Annotated in this window: 24 protein-coding genes; 14 read left to right on the top strand and 10 right to left on the bottom strand. The window is 71.3% G+C overall.

The window, feature by feature from the left end; translation table 11 throughout:
• Positions 1-78 precede the first annotated feature (78 nt).
• The gene (locus OG413_RS02545) at positions 79-765 is read right to left on the bottom strand and encodes a PepSY domain-containing protein (RefSeq protein ID WP_266802778.1); all 687 of its coding nucleotides are present in this window, start codon (positions 763-765) and stop codon (positions 79-81) included.
• 117 nt (positions 766-882) lie between these two features.
• Between OG413_RS02545 and OG413_RS02540 the strand changes: the two genes are divergently transcribed.
• Both OG413_RS02540 and OG413_RS02535 read left to right on the top strand, forming a co-directional pair.
• Complete coding sequence (locus OG413_RS02540; protein WP_266802777.1) at positions 883-1,545, top strand: response regulator transcription factor; 663 nt, start codon at positions 883-885, stop codon at positions 1,543-1,545.
• Positions 1,542-2,993, top strand: coding sequence for a HAMP domain-containing sensor histidine kinase (locus OG413_RS02535; protein ID WP_266802776.1), 1,452 nt, complete (start codon positions 1,542-1,544; stop codon positions 2,991-2,993). Before OG413_RS02540 ends, OG413_RS02535 begins: the two co-directional genes overlap by 4 nt.
• A gap of 124 nt (positions 2,994-3,117) precedes the next feature.
• On the opposite strand, the gene OG413_RS02530 is transcribed toward OG413_RS02535, so the two are convergent.
• The 4 genes from OG413_RS02530 to OG413_RS02515 all read right to left on the bottom strand — a co-directional run bounded on the left by OG413_RS02530 (position 3,118) and on the right by OG413_RS02515 (position 5,796).
• Complete coding sequence (locus tag OG413_RS02530; RefSeq protein WP_266802775.1) at positions 3,118-3,594, bottom strand: MarR family winged helix-turn-helix transcriptional regulator; 477 nt, start codon at positions 3,592-3,594, stop codon at positions 3,118-3,120.
• Between the two features lie 140 nt (positions 3,595-3,734).
• The gene (locus OG413_RS02525; protein ID WP_266802774.1) at positions 3,735-4,517 is read right to left on the bottom strand and encodes an AIM24 family protein; all 783 of its coding nucleotides are present in this window, start codon (positions 4,515-4,517) and stop codon (positions 3,735-3,737) included.
• Positions 4,514-5,164, bottom strand: a complete 651-nt coding sequence (locus OG413_RS02520; protein ID WP_266802772.1) for an AIM24 family protein — start codon at positions 5,162-5,164, stop codon at positions 4,514-4,516. Before OG413_RS02520 ends, OG413_RS02525 begins: the two co-directional genes overlap by 4 nt.
• Positions 5,164-5,796: an AIM24 family protein gene (locus OG413_RS02515; protein ID WP_266809838.1), complete on the bottom strand. Its 633-nt coding sequence runs from the start codon at positions 5,794-5,796 to the stop codon at positions 5,164-5,166. The genes OG413_RS02520 and OG413_RS02515 overlap by 1 nt, the downstream gene beginning before the upstream one ends.
• A gap of 159 nt (positions 5,797-5,955) precedes the next feature.
• Between OG413_RS02515 and OG413_RS02510 the strand changes: the two genes are divergently transcribed.
• Positions 5,956-6,306: a DUF3817 domain-containing protein gene (locus tag OG413_RS02510; RefSeq protein WP_266802770.1), complete on the top strand. Its 351-nt coding sequence runs from the start codon at positions 5,956-5,958 to the stop codon at positions 6,304-6,306.
• Entirely contained in the window at positions 6,303-6,596 is a 294-nt protein-coding gene (locus OG413_RS02505) for an MTH1187 family thiamine-binding protein (protein WP_015611413.1), read from the top strand. The genes OG413_RS02510 and OG413_RS02505 overlap by 4 nt, the downstream gene beginning before the upstream one ends.
• A 168-nt stretch (positions 6,597-6,764) precedes the next feature.
• On the opposite strand, the gene OG413_RS02500 is transcribed toward OG413_RS02505, so the two are convergent.
• Complete coding sequence (locus OG413_RS02500; RefSeq protein ID WP_266802767.1) at positions 6,765-7,748, bottom strand: DUF5937 family protein; 984 nt, start codon at positions 7,746-7,748, stop codon at positions 6,765-6,767.
• 74 nt (positions 7,749-7,822) lie between these two features.
• Between OG413_RS02500 and OG413_RS02495 the strand changes: the two genes are divergently transcribed.
• The 4 genes from OG413_RS02495 to OG413_RS02480 all read left to right on the top strand — a co-directional run bounded on the left by OG413_RS02495 (position 7,823) and on the right by OG413_RS02480 (position 12,093).
• Positions 7,823-9,370 (top strand): MFS transporter, encoded by a 1,548-nt coding sequence (locus OG413_RS02495; RefSeq protein WP_266802765.1) that lies wholly within the window; start codon positions 7,823-7,825, stop codon positions 9,368-9,370.
• 10 nt (positions 9,371-9,380) lie between these two features.
• Positions 9,381-9,890: a MarR family winged helix-turn-helix transcriptional regulator gene (locus tag OG413_RS02490; protein WP_266802763.1), complete on the top strand. Its 510-nt coding sequence runs from the start codon at positions 9,381-9,383 to the stop codon at positions 9,888-9,890.
• A 64-nt stretch (positions 9,891-9,954) separates the two neighbouring features.
• A complete protein-coding gene (locus tag OG413_RS02485) occupies positions 9,955-10,287 on the top strand; it encodes a DUF3817 domain-containing protein (RefSeq protein ID WP_266802761.1) in 333 nt (110 codons plus the stop codon).
• 105 nt (positions 10,288-10,392) lie between these two features.
• A complete protein-coding gene (locus OG413_RS02480; protein WP_266802759.1) occupies positions 10,393-12,093 on the top strand; it encodes a methylmalonyl-CoA mutase in 1,701 nt (566 codons plus the stop codon).
• Here OG413_RS02480 and OG413_RS02475 read toward each other — a convergent pair.
• Both OG413_RS02475 and OG413_RS02470 read right to left on the bottom strand, forming a co-directional pair.
• Positions 12,069-13,415 carry a cell wall metabolism sensor histidine kinase WalK gene (locus tag OG413_RS02475; RefSeq protein ID WP_266809836.1) on the bottom strand — a complete coding sequence of 449 codons (1,347 nt, stop codon included), beginning with the start codon at positions 13,413-13,415 and terminating at the stop codon, positions 12,069-12,071. The genes OG413_RS02480 and OG413_RS02475 overlap by 25 nt on opposite strands.
• 107 nt (positions 13,416-13,522) lie before the next feature.
• Entirely contained in the window at positions 13,523-14,200 is a 678-nt protein-coding gene (locus OG413_RS02470) for a response regulator transcription factor (protein WP_266802757.1), read from the bottom strand.
• A 64-nt stretch (positions 14,201-14,264) separates the two neighbouring features.
• Here OG413_RS02470 and OG413_RS02465 point away from each other — a divergent pair, with 64 nt between their 5' ends.
• A complete protein-coding gene (locus OG413_RS02465; RefSeq protein WP_266802755.1) occupies positions 14,265-15,392 on the top strand; it encodes a glycosyltransferase in 1,128 nt (375 codons plus the stop codon).
• A gap of 33 nt (positions 15,393-15,425) precedes the next feature.
• Positions 15,426-16,424, top strand: a complete 999-nt coding sequence (locus OG413_RS02460; protein WP_266802753.1) for a GDP-mannose 4,6-dehydratase — start codon at positions 15,426-15,428, stop codon at positions 16,422-16,424.
• Here the strand turns inward: OG413_RS02460 and OG413_RS02455 are convergent.
• The gene (locus tag OG413_RS02455; protein ID WP_266809834.1) at positions 16,412-17,038 is read right to left on the bottom strand and encodes a TetR/AcrR family transcriptional regulator; all 627 of its coding nucleotides are present in this window, start codon (positions 17,036-17,038) and stop codon (positions 16,412-16,414) included. The genes OG413_RS02460 and OG413_RS02455 overlap by 13 nt on opposite strands.
• A 362-nt stretch (positions 17,039-17,400) precedes the next feature.
• Between OG413_RS02455 and OG413_RS02450 the strand changes: the two genes are divergently transcribed.
• From OG413_RS02450 to OG413_RS02435, 4 genes are all read left to right on the top strand, one after another.
• Positions 17,401-18,354, top strand: a complete 954-nt coding sequence (locus OG413_RS02450) for a tetratricopeptide repeat protein (RefSeq protein ID WP_266802752.1) — start codon at positions 17,401-17,403, stop codon at positions 18,352-18,354.
• Positions 18,355-18,951: 597 nt separating this feature from the next.
• Complete coding sequence (locus OG413_RS02445) at positions 18,952-19,605, top strand: DUF6230 family protein (RefSeq protein WP_266802750.1); 654 nt, start codon at positions 18,952-18,954, stop codon at positions 19,603-19,605.
• Between the two features lie 95 nt (positions 19,606-19,700).
• A complete protein-coding gene (locus tag OG413_RS02440) occupies positions 19,701-20,273 on the top strand; it encodes a DUF6114 domain-containing protein (protein WP_266802748.1) in 573 nt (190 codons plus the stop codon).
• Positions 20,263-21,570: a hypothetical protein gene (locus OG413_RS02435; RefSeq protein ID WP_266802746.1), complete on the top strand. Its 1,308-nt coding sequence runs from the start codon at positions 20,263-20,265 to the stop codon at positions 21,568-21,570. The genes OG413_RS02440 and OG413_RS02435 overlap by 11 nt, the downstream gene beginning before the upstream one ends.
• A gap of 93 nt (positions 21,571-21,663) precedes the next feature.
• Here the strand turns inward: OG413_RS02435 and OG413_RS02430 are convergent, their stop codons facing one another.
• Positions 21,664-22,125 (bottom strand): DUF4279 domain-containing protein, encoded by a 462-nt coding sequence (locus tag OG413_RS02430; protein ID WP_266802744.1) that lies wholly within the window; start codon positions 22,123-22,125, stop codon positions 21,664-21,666.
• Between the last annotated feature and the right edge of the window lie 74 nt (positions 22,126-22,199).

Genomic DNA, 22,199 nt, shown 5'->3' with positions numbered 1-22,199 from the left:
CCCCGGGCCCCCGGGCCGGGAAGGGCTTCGCGCCCTGAGCCCCGGTCGGGAAGGGCTCAGGGCGTGCCGGGCACCGGGTCAGCGGTCGTCGCCGTCGTCGTCACGGTCGTCCCCGCGGTCGTCGTCGTGGTCGTCGTCACGGTCCACGGTGACCTTGCCGGTCTTCGCGTCGACGCGCAGTTCGTGGTGCTTGCCGTCCTTGCCCGCGATGTCGATGTCCCAGCGCAGGACGTTGCCCCTGCGGCCGTCGTCGTCATCGTCGTCGTTGTCCAGGTCGACGGAGGTCACGCTGCCGGGCGCGGTCCGCAGCGCCGACTTGACCGCCGCGTCCAGCGAGAGCGACGCGGACTTGGGCGCGTAGCGGTCGCGGTCGTCGTTGTCGTCGTCGCGGTCGGTGAGCACCGTGCCGTTGCGGGCGTCGACGGTCACGTCGTGCCAGACCTTGTCGGAGCCGTACACATTCAGCTCCCAGACGTCGCGGTCCTCGTCGTCGTCGTCGTTGTCCAGTTCCGCCTCGGTGACCGTGCCGGGGACGCTCTTCAGCGCGGCGGCGACGGCCTCGTCGAGGGAGATCGCGCCGGTGCCCGTCACGGTCCGCGCGGTGTCGTCGTCCTTGTCGGTGGTGATGGTCATGGGGGCCGTGCCGCTGCTCGTGCTCCGGCCGGTGCGGTCGCTGTCGTCGTCCGCGAAGGCGGCGGTGGTGGCGGCTGCGCCACCGATGAGTACGGCTGCGGTGACGGCTGCGATGGCGATGTTGCGCTTCATGAGGTTCCTCCCCGAGGGATGTGCCTGTTCGACGGGTTCCACACTGCCGGGGTGATGCTGAACGCAGCCTGAAGCCACCTGAAGCCTTCTTCAGGTGGGGTTTGCGACCCTGTGCACATGCGCCTGTTGATCGTGGAGGACGAGAAGCGACTCGCGGTGTCCCTGGCCAGGGGACTCACCGCCGAGGGCTTCGCCGTGGATGTGGTGCACGACGGCCTCGAAGGGCTGCACCTGGCGAGCGGGGGGGCGTACGACCTCGTCGTCCTGGACATCATGCTGCCCGGCATGAACGGCTACCGGGTCTGCGCCGCCCTGCGCGCCGCGGGGCACGAGGTGCCCATCCTCATGCTCACGGCGAAGGACGGGGAGTACGACGAGGCGGAGGGCCTGGACACCGGCGCCGACGACTACCTGACCAAGCCGTTCAGCTACGTCGTCCTGGTCGCCCGGATCCGCGCGCTGCTGCGTCGCCGCGGCACCGGCTCCGCCTCGCCCGTGCTCACCGTGGGCACCCTGCGGATGGACACCGCCGCCCGGCGGGTGCACCGGGGCGAGGACGAGATCGCGCTGACCACGAAGGAATTCGCCGTACTGGAGCAGTTGGCCCTGCGGGCGGGCCAGGTGGTGAGCAAGGCGGACATCCTGGAGCACGTCTGGGACTTCGCCTACGACGGTGACCCGAACATCGTCGAGGTCTACATCAGCACCCTGCGGCGCAAGCTCGGTGCCACGGCCATCCGCACCGTGCGCGGCGCCGGTTACCGGCTGGAGGCGCTGTGAGATCCGTACGGGCCAGGGCCGCGCTCGGCGCCACGCTGGTCGTCGCCGTCGCGCTGATCGGTGCCGGGCTCGCCGTGCTCATGGTGCTGCGCGCCAATCTGACCGATCAGGCGGGCCTCCAGGCGGAGGTGTCGGCCCGCGAGGTGGCCGGGCAGCTCGCCCTCGACACGGCGTACGGCGCGCTGGACCTGGACGACGAGGAGGACCACCCGGTCCAGGTGACCGACGAGAAGGGCCGGGTGGTGGCCGTCTCCAAGGACCTGGAGGCGATCTCGGGCACGGAAAGCGGCGTCGTACGCCCGGTCCCTTCCGCCCCGGCGGGCGCGTCGGGCGATGACGACGACGATGACGGGGACGACAGGGACGACGGCGGCAGCCGTCCGGCGCGCGGCGAGGTGTCCTCCGACGACCCCGACTTCACCAACGGCACCGCCACCGTCGACGGCCACACCGCCGACTACCGCTTCGCCTCCGTCGAGGCGACCACCTCCACCGGGGTGACCCTGACCGTCCACGCGGGCGCCCCGCTCGCCACCGAGCAGGAGGCCGTGGGCACCGTGCGCGGGGCCATGCTGACCGGGCTGCCCGTGCTGCTGGTCGTCGTCGCGGGCGTGACCTGGCTGGTGACCCGCCGGGCGCTGCGGCCGGTCGAGGGCATCCGCCGGGAGATGGCCGCGATCACCGCGTCCGAGGACCTCAGCCGCCGGGTGCCGGAGCCCGATTCGCGCGACGAGATCGCCCGGCTGGCCCGTACGACCAACGAGACCCTGACCGTGCTGGAGGCCTCCGTGGACCGTCAGCGGCGCTTCGTCGCGGACGCGTCGCACGAGCTGCGCAGCCCGATCGCCTCGCTGCGCACCCAGCTGGAGGTGGGCGCCGCCCACCCGGAGCTGCTGGACGTGCCGGGTGCGGTCGCCGACACCGTACGGCTTCAGACGCTGGCCGCCGACCTGCTGCTGCTGGCGCGGCTGGACGCGGGGGAGAAGCCCGGGCGTACGCCGCTCGACCTGGGCGCGCTGGTCCGCGAGGAGGTCTCGCAGCGCCTCGGCGACCGGATCCCGGTGACGGTGTCGGTGCCGGATACGGGCGACTGCGAGGTGAACGGTTCGCGCGGGCAGCTGGCGCGGGTGATCGGCAATCTGCTGGACAACGCCGAGCGTCACGCGGAGCGGCTGGTCGCGGTCTCGGTGAGCGCCGACGCGAACGGCGTGAGTGTCGAGGTGCGTGACGACGGGGCGGGTGTGCCGCCGGACGAGCGGGAGCGGATCTTCGAACGCTTCGTGCGCCTCGACGACGCCCGCAGCAGGGACGACGGCGGGGCCGGTCTGGGCCTCGCCATCGCCCGGGACGTCGCCACCCGGCACGGCGGCACGCTGACGGTGGACGGGGCGGCGGAGGGCGGCGCGCTGTTCCGGCTGCGGCTGCCCGGTGCGGATCGCGCGCACTGAGAGCACCGCCGTACCGGGGCCGTACGCGAGGAGGCCGCCCCCGATGAGGGGGCGGCCGTCAGCGACGCAGCCCGCGCCATGGTTTTACAGCCCTACAGCCCTACAGCCCTACAGCCCTACAGCCCTACGCCTTGCCGCGCCGCCCGCGCAGGTGCTCCGCGATCGGCGTCAGTGCCGTGTGGAGGTCCGCCAGGGCCTCGGGGGAGAGCAGATCCATGAAGTGCTTGCGCACCGAGGCGACATGGTGCGGCGCGACCTTGCGCATGGTCTCGGCGCCGAGCGCGGTCAGTACGGCGTACAGTCCGCGGCGGTCCGACTCGCAGTTGGTGCGGCGGACCAGCCCCGCGGTCTCCATGCGGGTGATCTGGTGCGAGAGCCGGCTCTTGGACTGCAGGGTGGCGGCGGCGAGGTCGCTCATCCGTAGGCGCTGGTCGTCCGACTCGGAGAGATTGACCAGGATCTCGTAGTCGTTGTTGGTCAGGCCGAACGGCTGGAGGTCCTTCTCCAGCTGGTGCATCAGCAGCCTGCTGACGTCCAGGTGGGTGCGCCAGGCGCACTGCTCCGCGTCGTTCAGCCAGCGCGTGGCCGTCTCGGTCTCCATATATGGATTCTACCTAAGAAGTTGAAAGCCGGACGAAAATAAGGGGTGTGACGCCCGGCACCGCCGGGGTTCGGGCCCGGACCCGGAGGCCGGGGACAGCTCTGTGCACACGTTCGACGTCACACTCCGCAGACTACCGTTCACCAACCGAAGCGACGCTGGAGGTCCCCCAGCTGGCCGGGCAGACGGGGCGCGGACCCAGGTTGACCCGCACCACCGGCACCACCCGCACCACCGGGCACTCCCGCCTGCTGCGGAGTCGCTCCCACCGCCTGCTCGGGCATCAGTACCTCGGTCGACTGGAGCAGCACCGTGCCCGCCCCGACGAACTCGAACTGGTGCTCCTCGCCCGACGCGCCACCGATCCCCGTCAGCGACCGCAGCCCGCCCATGATCCCCGACATATAGCCGTGGTCGTAGTGATGGCAGGGCGAGGGGCAGTCGGCCCAGCCCACCAGCGCCTGCGGATCGACCCGCAACGGCGGCTCCATGAAGACCACCGGACCGTTGGACGCCGCCACGAACTTCCCCGTACCGATCAGGGTCAGGAAGCCCGGCACGATCGACTGCTTCAGGGCCAGCGTCGGCTGGTAGGCCAGCAGGTTGCCGGACCTGATCGTCAGGTTCCCGTTCTCCAGGTCGTACGAGTTCACGTCGAAGGCCCGGTCCGCGAGCAGCATCTTCCCGCTGCCCTCGGCCACCACCCAGTCGCTCGCGTGCAGCGGTGAGTGGAAGCTCGTACGGATCAGCCGCTCGAAGCGGCCGTGTCCGATCCCGTTGAACTCGATCCGCCCGTAATAGGCGATCATCTTCCCCTTCTGAAGGAACCACTGGCTCCCCTTCAGCTCCACGCAGAAGGTGTACGCGTTGACGTTGTCGTCCGACGGCAGTGTCAACGGATCGAAGATCACGGGCGTGCTCACAGCTTCTCCTCCGACGCCTGGACGTACACCGCGCCACTGCCGCTCAGCTCCAGCTGGAACGCCTCGCCGGCCCCGCGCCCCACCATGTCGCGCCAGCCGAGCGCGGTGGACAGCTTGTTCGTCACGTCCCCGTGGTGGGCGACGTACGCCTGCGGGTCCACATGCACCGGACGGCCCGGCGCGATCGGCAGCTCGATCACCCCGCCGTGCGCCATCACCGCGACCGCCCCGTGGCCCTTGAGCGTCGTGGTGAACAGGCCCTGCCCGGTGACCTGACCGCGCACCATGCCCATGACCCCGCCCTGCGAACCCATGAACATCGTGCCCTGCTGAAGGGTGCCGTCGAAGGCGAGCAGCCGGTCGGCCTCCACGAACAGGGTGTCGCCCGCCAGGTTGATCACCTGGATGTGGTGGCCACCGTGGCCGAACATCACCGTGCCGCTGCCCTCGACCGTCATCAGCGGGGTCGCCTCGCCCGCCACCCGCCGGCCGATCATGGAGGCGATGCCGCCCCCGCCGCCCTGCACGTTCGGGGTGAACGACACCTCGCCGCGATAGGCGAGCATCGCGCCCCGCTGGCTGTACATCTTCTGGCCGGGGGCCACCGCGGCCTCCACCATCTTCGAGTTGATCTCACGGAACGGCATCAGACATCCCCCCCGACGGTGTTCCGCTCACTGGGCTGTACGTAGACGAGTCCGTCGCCCTCGAAGCGGATCTGGAACGACTCGCCGGAGCCCTCGCCCATCAGCGTGCGGAAGTTCACCCCGGACTGGAAGTGCTGCTGAAGACTGCCCTGATGGGCGATGTAGGCGCCCGGGTCGACCGTGAGCGGGTACTGGGGCGTCACCCGCAGCAGCACCGCCGCACCGTCCGACATGATCGCCGCCTGGCCGGTGCCCTCGACGGTGGTGGTGAACAGACCGTTGCCGCTGGCCCCGCCGCGCAGCCCGGTGAAGGACGTCCCGGTGCGCAGCCCGCCGTCGGTGGCGAGCAGATTGCTCGCCTCGACGTACAGCTTGTCGCCGTGCAGCGAGACCAGATTGATCTCGCTCGCCCGGTCGGCGAAGTAGCAGGTGCCCTGCCCCTTCACCTCCATCACGGTCATCTGCTCGCCGGTCAGCCGGCGGGTCACCATGCCACGGACGCCCTCACCGCCGCCGGACATCTTCTTGAACGCCATCTGCCCGTCGTACGCGACCATCGAGCCGTTCTTCGCCTTGACGGCATCGCCGGTCAGGTCGACGGCGAGCGTCTTGCTGCCTTGGAGTCGGAACATCGCCACGCTCCGACGGTAACCGCCGGAGCCGTACGCCGACCAGGGGCCCCGGACTCTTCCGGCACCCGGGGCCGGGGACGCCGGGCGACGATGCCACAATGGGGGACGCTTGTGCCTGCGTTCACAAGCCGTCACGACCCTCCCACCGAAGGTGCCCCCGTGGACATCAAGACCGCTACCGCCCTGCACCGGCTGCGCCTCATCTCGATTCCCGAGGCGCTGTCCTTCCCCGCCCTCATCCTCTTCGGCTCGGTCCTCAGCCGCGTCTCGGACATCGACTTCCTGATGATGCCGCTGGGCATGCTGCACGGGGTGCTCTTCGTGATCTACGCCGTGCTGCTGGTCGACGTATGGGCCAAGACGAAGTGGCCGCTGAAGCGCGTCGCCCTGTTCTTCCTGCTGGCGCTGCTCCCGTTCGGCGGGCTGTACGGCGACAAGCTCCTCAAGCGCTACGAGGCCGACGGCGCCATCGCCGCCCGCGCCCGCCGCGAAGGGACGGTCAGCGCGTGATCGTCGCCTTCTCGGTCTCTCCGCTGGGTGTCGGCGAGGACGTCGGCGAGTACGTCGCCGACGCCGTGCGGGTGGTCCGCGAGTCCGGACTGCCCAACCGTACGGACGCCATGTTCACCTCCATCGAGGGGGAATGGGACGAGGTCATGGACGTCGTCAAGCGGGCCGTCGCCGCCGTCGAGGCCCGTGCCGGACGCGTCTCCCTGGTCCTGAAGGCCGACATCCGGCCGGGTGTCACCGATGGCCTGACCTCCAAGGTCGAGACGGTGGAACGGTACTTGGCACCCTGACGCCCCGTCCGCGGAGCGGTGCTTCCGCGTTCACCCGACAAAGCCCCCCGGTACCACACGGCGAATTCCAGGGGGCTTTGTCCGTCCCGCGTCCACGGGCACGTGTCGTTACCGGCACGTGTCGCCACCGGCGCACGGTCACCGGCACGCGCCGTCACCGGCACGCGGTCAGGGCGACACCGCCAGCGCGATCCCGAGCGGAGTCCGTTCGTACAGCACCTGGTGCCCGTACCGCCGCGAGGTCAGCAGTCCCGCCTCCCGCAGTACCGACAGATGCGCCGATACGGAGGACGGGGCGAGGGAGAGCCGGTGCGCCAGCGCGCTCGTCCCGGCGGGTTCGTCCAGCGCGCACAGCACATCGGCCCGCGCGCGGCCGAGCAGCCGGGCGAGCGCGTCGGGGGTCCGGTCGGCGGCCTCGCTCCACAGCCCGCCGATCCCGCGCGCCGGATAGATCACCGCGGGCAGCCAGGGCTCCTCGTACCCGCCGACCACCTCCGGCCAGACGAAGGCGCTCGGCATCAGGACGAGTCCCTGCCCGCCGAGGATCCGGGAGTGGTTCCCCTTGGTCCCCACGATGGTGAGCGTGGATTCCGTCCAGCGCAGCCGGGGGCTGACCTCGCCCAGGAGCCGCTCGAAGCCGACCTCCGCGAGCCGTCGTGAGTGGTAGGCGATATCGGCCTCCAGCAGCGCGCGCAGCCGTGGCCAGTGCGGCTCGACCAGCACCTGCCAGGCCCGTTCCAGCAGATCGGCCAGTTCCCGGACGGTCCGTGCGGGATCGGCGAGCATCCGTCGTCCGGCGGCGGACGCCAGGCCGCCGGGCCGCTCCGCCAGGGTCAGCGCCATGTCCGCACGGGCGTCCTCCGGGTCGACCGACCGGAGGCCCGCGATCTCCTGCTCGAACGTGGCGAGGGGGCCGAGCGGCGGCGGGCAGATGAAGTCCGGGTTGTGGCCGCCGTCCGGCATGAGCAGCCACAGCGGCTCCAGGTCCAGCGCCGCGGCCTCCTCCCGGATCTGCCGGAGCCAGGGCAGGTGGTAGCCGTGGCGGTAGGCGCGGGTCAGCGTGCGTACGGCTTCCTGGGTCTCCCAGAGCGGCGAGAGCGCGAAGCGGCAGCGCAGCAGGTCGCTCTCGTGGAAGTGCAGATGGAACGGCATACCGGGGCCTCGCGAAGATTCGGCGTCAGCCGAAAGTCTAACGACGGCGGCTCGGGCCGGGACAGGCTCGCCCCATGCCGAGCGATACCGACACCCCGGCGGGCACACCCCGCGACCGGCCCGCCCCCGAGGTACCGCCTCCGGCTACGCCCCCGGAGCGCGCCGCCCACCCCGACCCGGGCCCCGCGGCGCCGCTCCGGGAGCCCACCGACACCGCACCCATCGACCTCGTACCCGCCACCCCCGCACCCTCCACCCCCGCACCCTCCACCCCCGCACCCTCCACCCCCGCATCCCCCACCCCCGCATCCCCCGCCCCCGCATCCCCCGCCCCCGCATCCGGGCGTGGCTACCGGGCCGTGTTCGGTGTCCGGGAGTTCCGGGCCGTCTTCGCCGCGCACCTCCTCTCGCTCCTCGGGGTCGTCATCAGCGAGCTGGCCCTCACCGTCCTCGTGTACGACCTCACCGGCTCGCCCCTGCTCAGCGCCCTCACCTTCGCGCTCGGCTTCCTCCCGTACCTCGTCGGCGGCACGCTCTTCGCCGGGGTCGCCGACCGCTACCCGGCCCGCCGGGTCCTCGTCACCTGCGATCTGATCTGCGCGGGCTGCGTCGCCGTGATGGTGCTGCCCGGCACCCCCGTGGCCGGGCTCCTGGTCCTGCGCTGTCTGGTCGCCGCGGTGTCGCCCGTGTTCACCGGGACCCGGATGGCCGCCCTCACCGACATCCTCGGCGACGGGGATCTCTTCGTGCTGGGCCGCTCGCTGCTGCGGATCGTCTCGCAGAGCGCGGTACTCATCGGCTTCGGCGTCGGCGGACTGCTGCTCGCCGTGGTGTCCCCGCGGGGGGCGATCACGATCACGGTCGGTACGTTCCTCTGCTCGGCCGCCCTGCTCCGCCTGGGCACCCGCGACCGGCCCGCCCGGACCGGGGGAGACGGGGGCGGCGCGCTGCTGAAGCAGTCGCTGGCAGGAGCCCGCACCGTGCTCGCCGACCGCAGGATCCGCGCCCTGATGCTGCTCTTCTGGGTGCCCGCCGTGTTCGTCGTCGCCCCGGAGGCGCTCGCGACCCCGTACGCGGACGCCATCGGCGCGGGACCCGCCGCGCTCGGGCTGATGATGTGCGCGATGGCGGTCGGCCACATCGGGGCCGAGCTGTACGCGGGCTCCGCCCTCAGCCCCCGTACCCGGTCCCGGATCGTGCTGCCGGTCGCCGCGGCCGGACTGCTGCCCCTCGTCGTGTACGTGGTCCGCCCCGGCCTGGTCCTGACCGTGGTGGCCCTCGTGCTGGCCGGGGCGGGGGCGGCGTACATCATCGGGCTCGACCAGTGGTTCGTCGACGCCGTCCCGCCGGAGCTGCGCGGCCGGGCGATGACCCTGCTCACCGCCGGGCTGATGACGGGCCAGGGCGTCGGCATGGCACTGGCCGGGCTGGCGGCCGAGTTCTTCCCCGTGCACCAGGTGGTGGCCGCGTCCGGGGCCATCGGGACCGCGTGCACGGTTCTGCTGATCGTCGAGGTCCGCAGGACCGCTCCCGTACCCGTACCCGAGCCCGTATCCGTGCCCGTACCCGAGCCGGGTACCGAAGGGCGAGACGGGGCGGACCGGCATATGACCAGTCGGTAAGGTCGGTGCCGTGCCGAAGCCGCTCAGCCTTCCCTTCGATCCCATCGCCCGTGCCGAAGAACTCTGGCATCAGCGCTGGGGACCCATGCCCTCGATGGGGGCGATCACCTCGATCATGCGGGCCCAGCAGATCCTGCTCGCCGAGGTCGACGCGGTCGTCAAGCCGTACGGACTGACCTTCGCCCGGTACGAGGCGCTGGTGCTGCTCACCTTCTCCAAGGCGGGCGAGCTGCCGATGTCCAAGATCGGCGAGCGGCTCATGGTGCACCCCACCTCCGTGACGAACACCGTGGACCGGCTGGTGAAGTCCGGTCTGGTCGACAAGCGCCCCAACCCGAACGACGGGCGGGGCACCCTCGCCTCCATCACCGCCAGGGGCCGCGAGGTCGTCGAGGCGGCCACCCGGGACCTGGTGGCGATGGACTTCGGGCTGGGGGCCTACGACTCCGAGGAGTGCGCCGAGATCTTCGCGATGCTGCGCCCGTTGCGGGTCGCCGCACACGATTTCGAGGACCAGTAGTCCACACGCGGTGAGGGGCAGGGCGCTGCAAGATCGCCCCGGCGGCCCGGTTAGGCTCGATGCCATGAAACGCAGCGTGCTGACCCGTTATCGGGTGATGGCATACGTCACCGCCGTCATGTTGTTGATCCTCTGCCTGTGCATGGTCTTCAAGTACGGATTCGACACCGGTGAGGGCGTCACCCTCGTGGTCTCGCAGGTCCATGGCGTGCTCTACATCATCTATCTGATCTTCGCCTTCGATCTCGGTTCCAAGGCGAAGTGGCCCGTCGGCAAGCTGCTGTGGGTACTGATCTCGGGCACCATCCCGACGGCCGCGTTCTTCGTGGAGCGCAAGGTCGTCGCCGAGGTGGAGCCGTTGATCGCGGACGCTTCCCCGGTGACCGTGAAGGCCTGACCGGCACCGCGCCGCACCACCGCGCACCATCCGAAACCGCCCCGTGCCAAGCACCGGGCGGTTTCCCATCGACATTTACTAGGACGTCCTAGTAAATTCGAGCGTATGGACGCTGACGCGATCGAGGAAGGCCGCCTCCGCTGGCAGGCCCGTTACGACAAGGCCCGCAAGCGCGACGCGGACTTCACCACGCTCTCCGGGGACCCGGTGGAGCCCGCGTACGGGCCACGCCCCGGCGATACGTACGAGGGGTTCGAGCGCATCGGCTGGCCCGGTGAGTACCCCTTCACCCGAGGGCTCTACCCCACCGGCTACCGGGGCCGCACCTGGACCATCCGCCAGTTCGCCGGCTTCGGCAACGCCGAGCAGACCAACGAGCGCTACAAGACGATCCTGGCCAACGGCGGCGGCGGACTCAGCGTCGCCTTCGACATGCCGACCCTGATGGGCCGCGACTCCGACGACCCGCGCGCGCTCGGCGAGGTCGGGCACTGCGGTGTCGCCATCGACTCCGCCGCCGACATGGAGGTCCTGTTCAAGGACATTCCGCTCGGCGACGTCACCACCTCGATGACGATCAGCGGCCCCGCCGTCCCCGTCTTCTGCATGTACCTGGTCGCCGCCGAGCGCCAGGGCGTCGATCCGGGCGTGCTCAACGGCACGCTCCAGACCGACATCTTCAAGGAGTACATCGCGCAGAAGGAGTGGCTCTTCCAGCCCGAGCCCCACCTGCGCCTCATCGGCGACCTGATGGAGCACTGCGCCCGCGACATCCCCGCGTACAAGCCGCTCTCCGTCTCCGGCTACCACATCCGCGAGGCCGGGGCGACGGCCGCGCAGGAGCTGGCGTACACCCTGGCCGACGGCTTCGGTTACGTGGAGCTCGGCCTCTCCCGCGGGCTCGACGTCGACACCTTCGCCCCCGGACTCTCCTTCTTCTTCGACGCGCACCTCGACTTCTTCGAGGAGATCGCCAAGTTCCGCGCCGCCCGCCGGATCTGGGCCCGCTGGATGAAGGAGACGTACGGCGCGAAGACCGACAAGGCGCAGTGGCTGCGCTTCCACACCCAGACGGCCGGGGTCTCCCTCACCGCCCAGCAGCCGTACAACAACGTCGTACGCACCGCTGTCGAGGCGCTCTCCGCCGTCCTCGGTGGCACCAACTCGCTGCACACCAACGCCCTCGACGAGACCCTCGCCCTGCCCTCCGAGCAGGCCGCCGAGATCGCCCTGCGCACCCAGCAGGTGCTGATGGAGGAGACCGGCGTCGCCAATGTCGCCGACCCGCTGGGCGGCTCCTGGTACGTCGAGCAGCTCACCGACCGGATCGAGGCCGAGGCCGAGAAGATCTTCGACCAGATCAAGGAGCGCGGCACCCGCGCCCGGCCGGACGGACAGCACCCGATCGGCCCGATCACCTCCGGAATCCTGCGCGGCATAGAGGACGGCTGGTTCACCGGGGAGATCGCCGAGTCCGCCTTCCAGTACCAGCGGTCGCTGGAGAAGGGCGACAAGCGGGTCGTCGGCGTCAACGTCCACCACGGCTCCGTCACCGGCGATCTGGAGATCCTGCGGGTCAGCCACGAGGTCGAGCGCGACCAGGTGCGCGAGCTCGGCGCCCGCAAGGACGGCCGTGACGACGCCAGGGTGAGCGCCGCGCTGGACGCGATGCTGGCCGCCGCCCGGGACGGCTCGAACATGATCGTGCCGATGCTGGACGCGGTACGGGCCGAGGCCACGCTCGGCGAGATCTGCGGCGTCCTGCGCGAGGAGTGGGGCACCTACACGGAGCCGCCTGGCTTCTGAGACCGCGGCGCCCCGGGAAACGTCAGCCGGAAGAGCGCCCCGCCCCCCGGTGCGGCCTCCGCCACGAGGTCCGCGCCATGGGCGCGGGCGATCTGCCGGGCCATGGCCAGACCCAGGCCCGAACCGGGCAGGGCGCGGGCGGACTCGGCGCGGTAGAAGCGGTCGAAGACGTGCGGGAGGTCCGCCGCGGCGATCCCGGGGCCGTGATCGCGCACCGTGAGTTCCAGGGCGCCCCCGTTCCCGTCCCGTTCCCCGCCCCCGAAGGCGGTCAGGGCGACCTCCACGGGTGCGCCCGGCGGGCTGAACTTCGCGGCGTTGTCCAGCAGGTTGGTGAGCAGCCGGACGAGCCGGGCCGGTACGCCGGGCCGCATCGCCCCCGCCGCCCGCTCCTCGACGTCCAGCAGGAACGGGGTGTCCGGCCAGTGCGCCGTGGCCGTGGCCACCGCGTGCCCGGTCAGCTCCGCGAGGCGCACCTCCTCCAGCAGCGGCAGCGGCTCCTCGTCCCTGGCCAGCTCGATCAGGTCGTTCACCATGCCGGTGACCTCGCGGATCTGCCGGCCCAGCGCGCCCGACGCCCGGTCGCGCTGGGCGTCGGTGAGCCGGTCGGCGCGGGCCAGCAGCTCCGCGTTCGTCCGCAGCGCCGTGAGCGGTGTGCGCAGTTCGTGCGAGGCGTCCGCGACCAGCCGGCGCTGGGCGGTGACCGACTGCTCCAGCTCGCCGAGCATGGTGTTGAAGCTCGCGGCGAGCCGGGTGACCTCGTCCTGCCGCCCCGGCGGCCCCGGCGGCAGCTCGATGCGGTGGCGCGGGTCCCGGGTGGCGGCGATGCGCTCCGCGGTCGCGGTCAGCCGGGCGACCGGTGCCAGACCCGTGCGCGAGACCCCGTAGCCCAGGCCCGCCGCCAGCAGGACGCCCGCCCCGCCGACCACCGCCAGCAGCCGCGCCGCCTGCCGGACGCCGCGGTCCACCGGGTCCGAACGGAGCGCCAGCTGCACCGCTGTGCCCTCGCCGAACCGGGTCGTCAGCATCCGCATCGGCCGGCCGAAGAGCGTGACGGAGCTGAAGTACGCGGCCCGTTCACCCGCGGCCACCGCTCTGACCGGGGCGGAGACCGGCAGCAGATACGGCTCGGCGGGGTCCGCGGCCGGGTCGGCCGGAACGATCTGCGCACACGCCGGCGACGCCAGATAGCGGCACTCGCCCGCCAGCACCTCCGGCCCGCCGCCACGGTGCTCCTGGATCAGCCGGGTCGCCGACTGGGTCAGGCTCAGGTCCAGCTGGTGCACCATCTCGTACCGGATCACGAAGAACGCCGCCGCGCACATCCCGACCGCGACCAGCGCGACCGCCGCCGACGCCGCCACGGCCAGCCGCGTGCGCAACGGCCGTCGCCGTCGCCAGCGCGCCCCCAGCCCGCGCCTGCCGCCGCCGCTCACGCCACGTCCAGCCGGTAGCCGACACCGTGCACCGTGTGGACGAGCCTCGGCTCGCCGCCCGCCTCCAGCTTGCGGCGCAGATACCCCACGTACACCGCGAGCGAGTTGGAGTCCGGGCCGAAGTCCTGACCCCATACCCGTTCCAGGATCACCTCGCGCGGGAGCACCTGCCCCGGATGGCGCACCAGCAGCTCCAGCAGGGCGGACTCCGTGCGGCTGAACTCCAGCGGACGGCCCGCCCGCCGGCCCGTGCGGGTCACCGGGTCCAGCGTCAGGTCCGCGAAGGACAGATCGTGGTCCAGCGGGGCCGGGGCGGCCCGCCGCAGCAGTGCCCGTACCCGGGCCACCAGTTCGTCCAGCGCGAACGGCTTCACCAGATAGTCGTCGGCGCCCGCGTCCAGACCGTCGACGCGCTCACTGACGGAGGCCAGCGCGGTGAGGACCAGTACGGGGGTGCGGTCGTCCAGCGCGCGCAGTCTGCGGCAGACCCCGAGACCGTCCAGTACCGGCATCATCACATCCAGGACGAGCGCGTCGGGCTGCCACGAAGCGACCGCGGAGAGCGCGGCGAGGCCGTCGCCGACGCCCCGCACCTCGTACCCCTCGATGGTCAGTCCGTCCTCGACGGCGGCCCGTACTTCCGGCTCGTCGTCGGCCACCAGGATCTTGGTCATACCCCGAAGCCTGCCAAAGGGGACTCTTAGAACCTTCTTAAGCCACTTCGTGAGTGTGGCGGCCATGAGCACACCACTCTCCGTCGTGATCGGTGCGGGCGGCACCGGCGGCCACATCTATCCGGGGCTCGCCCTCGCCGAGGCCCTGCGCCGGGCCGATCCGGACGCGGTCGTCTCCTTCGTCGGCACCGAACGCGGGCTGGAGACCAGGCTGATCCCGGCCGCCGGATACCGGCTGCACACCGTCGACATGATCCCCTTCGACCCGGCTCTGGGGGCCAAGCGCTTCCTGCTCCCCGCCGCGCTCGTCAGGTCCGGCGCCCAGTGCCGGTCCATCCTGCGCACGCAGGGCGCCCGGGTCGCGGTGGGCATGGGCGGCTACCCGAGCGCACCGGTCATCCTCGGGGCCCGGATGGCCGGGCTGCCGAGCGTGATCCATGAGTCCAACGCGGTACCGGGCCGGGCCAATCAGTTCGCCGCCCGGCTCACCCCGCACGTCACGGTCGCCTTCGACGGCAGCCGCCCGCACCTGACGGGCGGCCAGGACGCCGAGACCGTCGGCATGCCGGTCGCCGCGACGCTGGCCGCCCTCGACCGCGGTGCCCTGCGCGCCGAGGCGCGCGCCGCCTTCGCGATACCCGACGGCGCCCGGGTCGTGCTCTTCAACGGGGGCAGCCTGGGCGCGGCCCGCCTCACCGCCGCCGCGACCGGCCTGGCCACCGCCTGGCGGGACCGTACCGATGTCCACCTGCTGATCAAGACGGGTCCGGCGGCGCTGGCCGAGACCCGGCAGCGGCTCGCGGACGCGGGCGCGGACCGGGTCGCGCGGGCCGTGCCGTACCTCGACCGGATGGACCTGGCCTACGCGGTGGCCGATCTGGTGGTCTGCCGGGCCGGTTCGGCGACCGTCGCGGAGCTCGCCACCACCGGGGTACCGGCCGTCCTCGTGCCGTATCCGCACGCCCCCGGCGACCACCAGACCCACAACGCCCGCGTGCTGTCCGACGCGGGCGCCGCCCATCTGCTGCCCGACGGCGAGACCACCGCCGAGCGGCTGGCCACGCTCGTCGGCCCGCTGCTCGCGGACCCGGCCCGGCTCGCCGTGATGGGCCGCGCCGCCGACCCCGCCAACCACGGCCGGGCGGCGGACCTGCTCGCCGCCAAGGTCATCAGCCTCGCCACCACCGCGTAAGGGCTGTCCCGTCATCGAAAGGAAGTTCACCTCATGAGCATCGACTGGAACGGCCGTACCGTCCTCGTCACCGGCGCCGAGGGATTCATCGGCTCGACCCTCGTGGACCTGCTCGTCGAGCGCGGCGCGCGGGTGCGCGCGATGGTCCACTACAAGCCGTACGCCGAGAAGGGCCACCTCGCCCGTTACCTCGACGACCCGCACAGCCCCGTCGAGATGATCGCCGGGGACGTCGGCGACGCGGGCCGGGTGATGGACGCGGTCGCGGGCTGCGACACCGTCTTCCACCTCGCCGCGCTCATCGGCATCCCCTACAGCTACGACGCCCCGGGCGCGTACGTCCGCACGAACGTCGTCGGTACGGAGAACGTCGCGGAGGCCTGCCGCCGCCACTCCGTCCGCAGGCTGCTGCACACCTCCACCAGCGAGGTGTACGGGAGCGCGCTCACCGCCCCGATCAGCGAGAGCCACCCGCTCCAGCCGCAGTCCCCGTACTCCGCGTCGAAGATCGGCGCCGACATGATGGCGCTGTCGCACTGGCACGCCTTCGAACTGCCGGTGACGGTGGTACGGCCGTTCAACACTTATGGCCCGCGGCAGTCGGCGCGCGCAGTGATCCCCACGATCCTGGCCCAACTGCACGCGGGGGCACGGGAGATCCGGCTCGGCTCGCTCGCCCCCACCCGGGACTTCACCTACGTCACGGACACCGCGGCCGGCTTCCTGGCGCTGGCGGACTGCGACCGGGCGCTCGGCGAGAGCGTCAACCTCGGTACCGGGCAGGAGATCTCCATCGGGGACCTGGCGGCGGCACTGATCGCCGCGTCCGGCCGGGACGCGGAGGTGGTCGTGGACCCGGCGCGGCTGCGGCCCTCCGGCAGCGAGGTGCTCCGGCTGCTGTCCGACAACACGCGGGCCCGTGAATGGGCGGGCTGGCGGCCGGAAGTGTCCCTGACGGACGGGCTGGAGCGGACCTCCGCCTGGGTCGCGGAGAACCTCCGGCTGTTCGCCCCGGGCCGCTACCAGGTCTGAGCGCCGGCCAGCCCCAGCAGCAGGAGCGAGGTGAAGCTGCCCGCCCACTCGGCGTCCACCGGTTCGGCGCTGACCAGGGTCCGGTGCACGACGGCACCGGCGATCACATCGAAGATCAGGTCCGCGTTGCGGGCGGCCGACGCGGCGTCGTTCTCGTACGACAACTCGCCACGGGCCTGGGCCCGTTCCCGCCCGAGGACCACGAGCCGCTTCTGCCGGTCCACGATCGCCGATCTGATGCGCGCGCGCAGCAGGTCGTCCCGGGTGGACTCGGCGACCACCGCCATCAGCGCGGTCCTGGTCTCCGGCCGGTCCAGCAGTGCCGCGAACTGGAGCACCACGCCCTGCACATCGGCCGAGAGGCTGCCCCGGTCGGGGAGTTCCAGCTCGTCGAAGAGGACCGCCACCGCGTCCACGACCAGTTCGTTCTTGCCCGCCCAGCGCCGGTAGAGGGTCGTCTTCGCGACCCCCGCACGGGTCGCCACATCACCCATCGTCAGCTTCGACCAGCCGAGGTCGACCAGGGAGGCGCGGGTCGCTTCGAGGATCGCGGCATCGGCCGCGGTACTGCGCGGACGTCCGGTTCGGGAGGGTTTGGGGTCGCTGTGGCTCAGCATGCGGTGACCATACCGGTGAGTAGGGAAACCGGCCGGACCCGGTCCCCGTGAGACAGATCACCGGGGACTCCTGTTCGAGAGGGCCACCTGACAGTTACGCTACGGGTCGTAGCGTAAGGAAGGCAGCCCTGCCTTCCCCTCGCCACGAACGAGCGACAGCCACAGGCGCCGGGTGGGGACCCGGCCGCCGAACCGGGTCTTTCAGGGGCCCACCGGGGTCTTTCAGGGGCTCCAGCACCGTGTTCGCCCGTCCGCCCCGCACTCCGGCGGGGGCGGCGGACCGGACCGGTTCTCGTATCGCTTTCCGGAACGGTGTGCTCAGGGGGGAGGATGTACGTATGCAGCCTAGGAACATGTCCATGAGCGGCGTCGTCGACCTCGCCGCCGTCAAGGCGGCCGGCGAGGCCAAGGTGAAGGCGGAGCAGGCCCGCGCGGAGGCCGCCCGCAACGGGGGCACCGGTGCCGTGGCGCCCGCCGCCCTGGTGATCGACGTCGACGAAGCCGGCTTCGAGCGCGATGTCCTCCAGCGCTCCGCCGAGGTCCCCGTCGTCATCGACTTCTGGGCCGAGTGGTGCGAACCGTGCAAGCAGTTGGGGCCGCTCCTGGAGCGTCTGGCCGTCGAGTACAACGGCCGCTTCCTGCTGGCCAAGGTCGATGTCGACGCCAACCAGATGCTGATGCAGCAGTTCGGCATCCAGGGCATCCCCGCGGTCTTCGCCGTGGTCGCCGGTCAGGCCCTCCCGCTCTTCCAGGGCGCGGCCCCCGAGGCCCAGATCCGCGAGACCCTGGACCAGTTGATCCAGGTCGGCGAGGAGCGGTTCGGCCTCACCGGCATCGTCGTCGACCCGGACGCCGCCACCGAGGGTGACGCCGCCCCGGCCGAGGTGCCCGCCGGGCCGTACGACGCACTGCTGGAGGCGGCCGCGCAGGCGCTGGACGCCAATGACTTCGGCGGCGCGGTCCAGGCGTACAGGAATGTGCTCGTCGACGACCCGGGCAATCCGGAGGCCAAGCTCGGCCTCGCGCAGGCCGAACTGCTGGCGCGCGTCCAGGACATGGACCCGCAGCAGGTGCGCAAGGACGCCGCCGAGGACCCGGCCGATGTGGCGGCCCAGATCGCCGCGGCGGACCTGGACCTGGTCGGCGGCCATGTCGAGGACGCCTTCGGGCGGCTCGTCGAGGCGGTCCGCCGGAATTTCGGTGACGACCGGGACGCGGCGCGGGTGCGACTGCTGGAGCTCTTCGAGGTGATCGGCCCCGAGGACCCACGGGTCAGCACCGCCCGGACCGCGCTGGCGCGAGTCTTGTTCTGATGTGACAACACGGCCGCGATACCTCCCGGGTGTCGCGGCCGTTTTCGCGTCCGGACGATAAGAGACACCTGTGCTTTACCAAATCTTGATAAAAGCGCGAGCTGTTACTCGCAGTAAATCGCGCCCAGCGTTCTGTCCGGGTCGGTCCCTGATTCCTCCCATTCCGGTGCCCCTTTCGTGCCACCCTGTGTGGCCGGGTGATGGCCCCGCGTCGAGGCCCGGTTATCGGGTCGTTACTAGCGAGTAACGAACCCCCTTGTATCCCGGCCGCGAATGCACCACGATCGGCCACGCTCGGTCCAATACCGCCGGTCCGGCCTCCAGCCGGTGCCGGAGGGCCTGTTGGGTCCCCACCGAGTCGGCCGGCGGCAGTGGAGCCGGCCGCGGACAGGGGGGTTCCTGCTGACCGGCAGGGCCTGTCCGACCGGTCGCGCAGAACGCGCGGCCAGTGGTTGTCGCTCGGGGGTGAACGCCGGTGAATCGGATGCGGTACGCCTCCGGTACGGGCGCTCTCCTTCCCGAGGACGTAGCACTTCTCCCATCCCGGGGCGGGCACGATGTCCGTCCGGAGATGTACGTCCGAGAAGGAGGAAATTTATGAGTTCCCAGGTTCGCGGTGGAACGAGATGGAAGCGCTTCGCTCTGGTCATGGTGCCGAGCGTCGTCGCGACCGCAGCTGTGGGTGTCGGCCTCGCGCAGGGCGCGCTCGCCGCGTCGTTCAGCGTGTCCGGCCAGAGCTTCAAGGTCAGCACGGACACGCTCGTCGGTGAGAACTTCGTCCAGTACGGCAGCGTCGCGGTCGGCAAGGACCTCAACGGCAAGGCGGCGGCGCACCCCGTCGCGGTGTCGGGCTTCAGCAAGGCCACGATCACCAACATGTGCCAGTCGGTGGTCACGCCGAACCTGCCCTTCGGTCTCGGCAGCGTCAGCCTGGAGCTGAACGCGGGCACGGACCCGAAGAAGCCGGTCGAGGCGACCAACCTGTACCTCGACATCTCGCAGCTCGACGCCGACGCGTACTTCGAGAAGCTCGACATCGGTGTGGCGGCGGGCTCCCTCAAGGACCCGAACAACCCGGAGAGCATAGGCATTCAGCCTGGCACTCAGGCCAACCCGAACGGCTTCTCGCAGCGGGCCGACAGGGCCACGCTGACCGGTGTGGAGCAGACGGCCTGGGCGACCACGGCCGGCACCTTCAAGCTCAGCAACCTGAGCCTGAAGCTGCACAAGGGCGTCAAGGAGTGCTTCTAGCACTCGCCCGGGGTGGCCGGAACGCTCCCTGCGGGCCTCCGGCCGCCCACCCCTTCTCTTCTCACAGCAGTACCGGTTCCAGGGAGCTGTTTTCCATGAGCCCCGAGTCCACAGGGCAGAACGAGCACTACCTCACCGTCTTCCGGCGGGGATTCCGCACCTGGCGGGGTAACCGGCCGTTCTGGGCGGGCCTGTTCACGATCGTGGGCGGTGTACCCATCGCCTACTTCCCGTACGCCAATATGCACCTCGGCAATATGACGCTGGCGATGTCCACCACCGCCGGGGCCGGGTCCCTGATCATCGGGATCCTGCTGATGACACTGGGCCTGACGATGTGGTTCCACCACATCGTCCGGGTGTTCGCCGGTGTCGCCGCGATCCTGCTCGCGCTGATCTCCCTCCCCGTCGCCAACATCGGCGGTTTCCTGATCGGTTTCCTCTTCGCCCTGCTGGGCGGCGCGCTGTCCATCTCCTGGGCCCCGGGTGAACCGGCAAAGGGTGAGGCCGCGTTCGGCGACGGCACCCCCGCGGGTGAGGGGTTCCCGGAGCGCCGGCCGCACGGCGCGCGTTCCGAGGACGCGTTGTACGGAGCGGCCCTTCCCCAGCAACCGGGCGGGTACGACAAGGCAGTTGAGGCCGACGGCGGGAGGCATCATGCGGGGTGACGACGCACAGCGAATGAACGCCATCGCCGGCGAGGGCCTCCGCGAACGAAGAGGACCGCGCCACGCGGCCCCCAAGAAGTCGCTGCTGACCAAGCTGCACATGCCCAACGGCAAGAAGGCGTTCGCGCTCGCGGCGATGCCCACGGCGGTCTTCGTCGGCATGGGACTGACTCCCAAGCTCGCGCTGGCCGACGACAACGCGGACATCCCGTTCGCTCCCGGCCCGTGCGTGACCCGGTCCGACGAGCCGAGCGAGTCCGAGTCGCCGAAGGCGACGCCGTCCCCGTCGGCCACGTCCGAGGACGAGCCGGGCAAGGACGAGCCGGGCAAGGGCGAGGAGTCCGGCAAGGACGACGCCGCGACCCCGAAGCCGTCGGCCAGTTCCTCGGCGGGCGAGGACCCGGCGGGCGACGCCGCGAAGGGGAAGTCCGCCCCGACACCCGCCCCGACACCGACGCCCACCAAGTCGAAGAACCCGCTCGACCCGCTCGGTGTCGGCGACGCCCTCAAGGACCTCTTCGACGGACCGGACAAGGAGACGGCGAGCCCGTCCCCGAGCGCCACCACCGAGTCCCCGAAGCCGTCGGAGTCCGCCACCACCGCCCCGGCCGACAAGGACAAGGCCGAGGGCAAGGCCAAGGACAAGGCCGAGGACGGCGCGAAGGGCGCGGCCGGCAAGACCGCCGACGCCATCCGCGACGCGGCGGACCGGGCGGGCAAGGACGTCGAGGAGCTCGACGAGGACGTCAAGGGCCTCGACCCCAAGAAGGACGAGGACATCCCGGACGGCGCCAAGCCGCGCTTCCCGTGCCCGACCGCCGACCCCGACGCGCTCGCCGCGGCCGACCTGGAGCAGGGCCTGCCGCTGCTCCCGACCGACCCGTGGATCCTGGAATCGTCGATGCTCACGCTCAACGGCCTCGACTACAAGGGCATCGTCGAGGTGCGGAAGGCGGACGGCAGCATCAAGAAGGTGCTGAAGTTCACCGCGAGCTCCATCGACATCAAGGACCTCCACCAGCTGACGACCGGTCCGGTGGCCGGCACGACGGGCCATGTGAAGTCGCGGCCGGGCTCCACGTCGACCATCCGCGACGGCACGGTGACGATGTACACGGAGGAGCTGAAGGGCAACCTCTTCGGCCTCATCCCGATCACCTTCAACACGCAGACCCCGCCGCCGTTGAACGTCCCGTTCGCCTTCTTCACCAAGGTGAAGGTGACGCAGGCGGGCCAGTTCGGCGGCTCGCTCACGGTGCCCGGCCTGGAGAACTTCTTCACCGGCGGCAACGGCTAGGCCCTTGCCGCCCGACGGCCCGTTACGGGAGCCGCACAGAATGACGGTGGCCCGCGCCCCCTGGAGTCAGGGGGCGCGGGCCACCGTCATGTCTCACCGCGCGGCAGGCTCGTCGCACTCGTGGAAGACGTACTGGTCGATGTCCAGACAGGCGCGAGCCGTGGCGAGCCAGGCTATGAGCGGGGCACCGAGGACGATGCCCTTCGCCATCTCGTCGTCGAGATCGTGGATGCTCTGGACCATGACCAGCGAGACATCCGCGTCGCCGCTGTCGGAGAGTTCCCCCAGCGCGCGGGCGAACGCGTCGCCCCAGCCGAGAACGATCTGTTCGAGGTCCTCCGGCCGGGTCCCCGGTCCGGGCGCCGGGACGTGCCGCTGCCAGCCGGTGTGTCCGTACGGCCGCGACTGCGGACGCTTGCGGCTCCTGCGGGCGTACGAGAGGTCGGCGCGGATTCCCAGCCGGTCATCGATCTCCTGGGGCCGGAGCGATTCACTGATGACCCGGACGTACATCCGGAAGGGCCCGGGCGGAGACTGCGCGGCGGTCCGGGACACGCGTTTTCCCCTGTTCACGGATACGGGCCGGCCCCCGGCAGCGTGTGCGGCCGGGGGCCGGGATCGTACAGCCG

This window comes from Streptomyces sp. NBC_01433, from assembly GCF_026340105.1.
GTDB lineage: Bacteria > Actinomycetota > Actinomycetes > Streptomycetales > Streptomycetaceae > Streptomyces.
The sequence above is the reverse complement of the archived record's forward strand: the minus strand, read 5'-3'. Positions and strand labels throughout refer to the sequence as shown.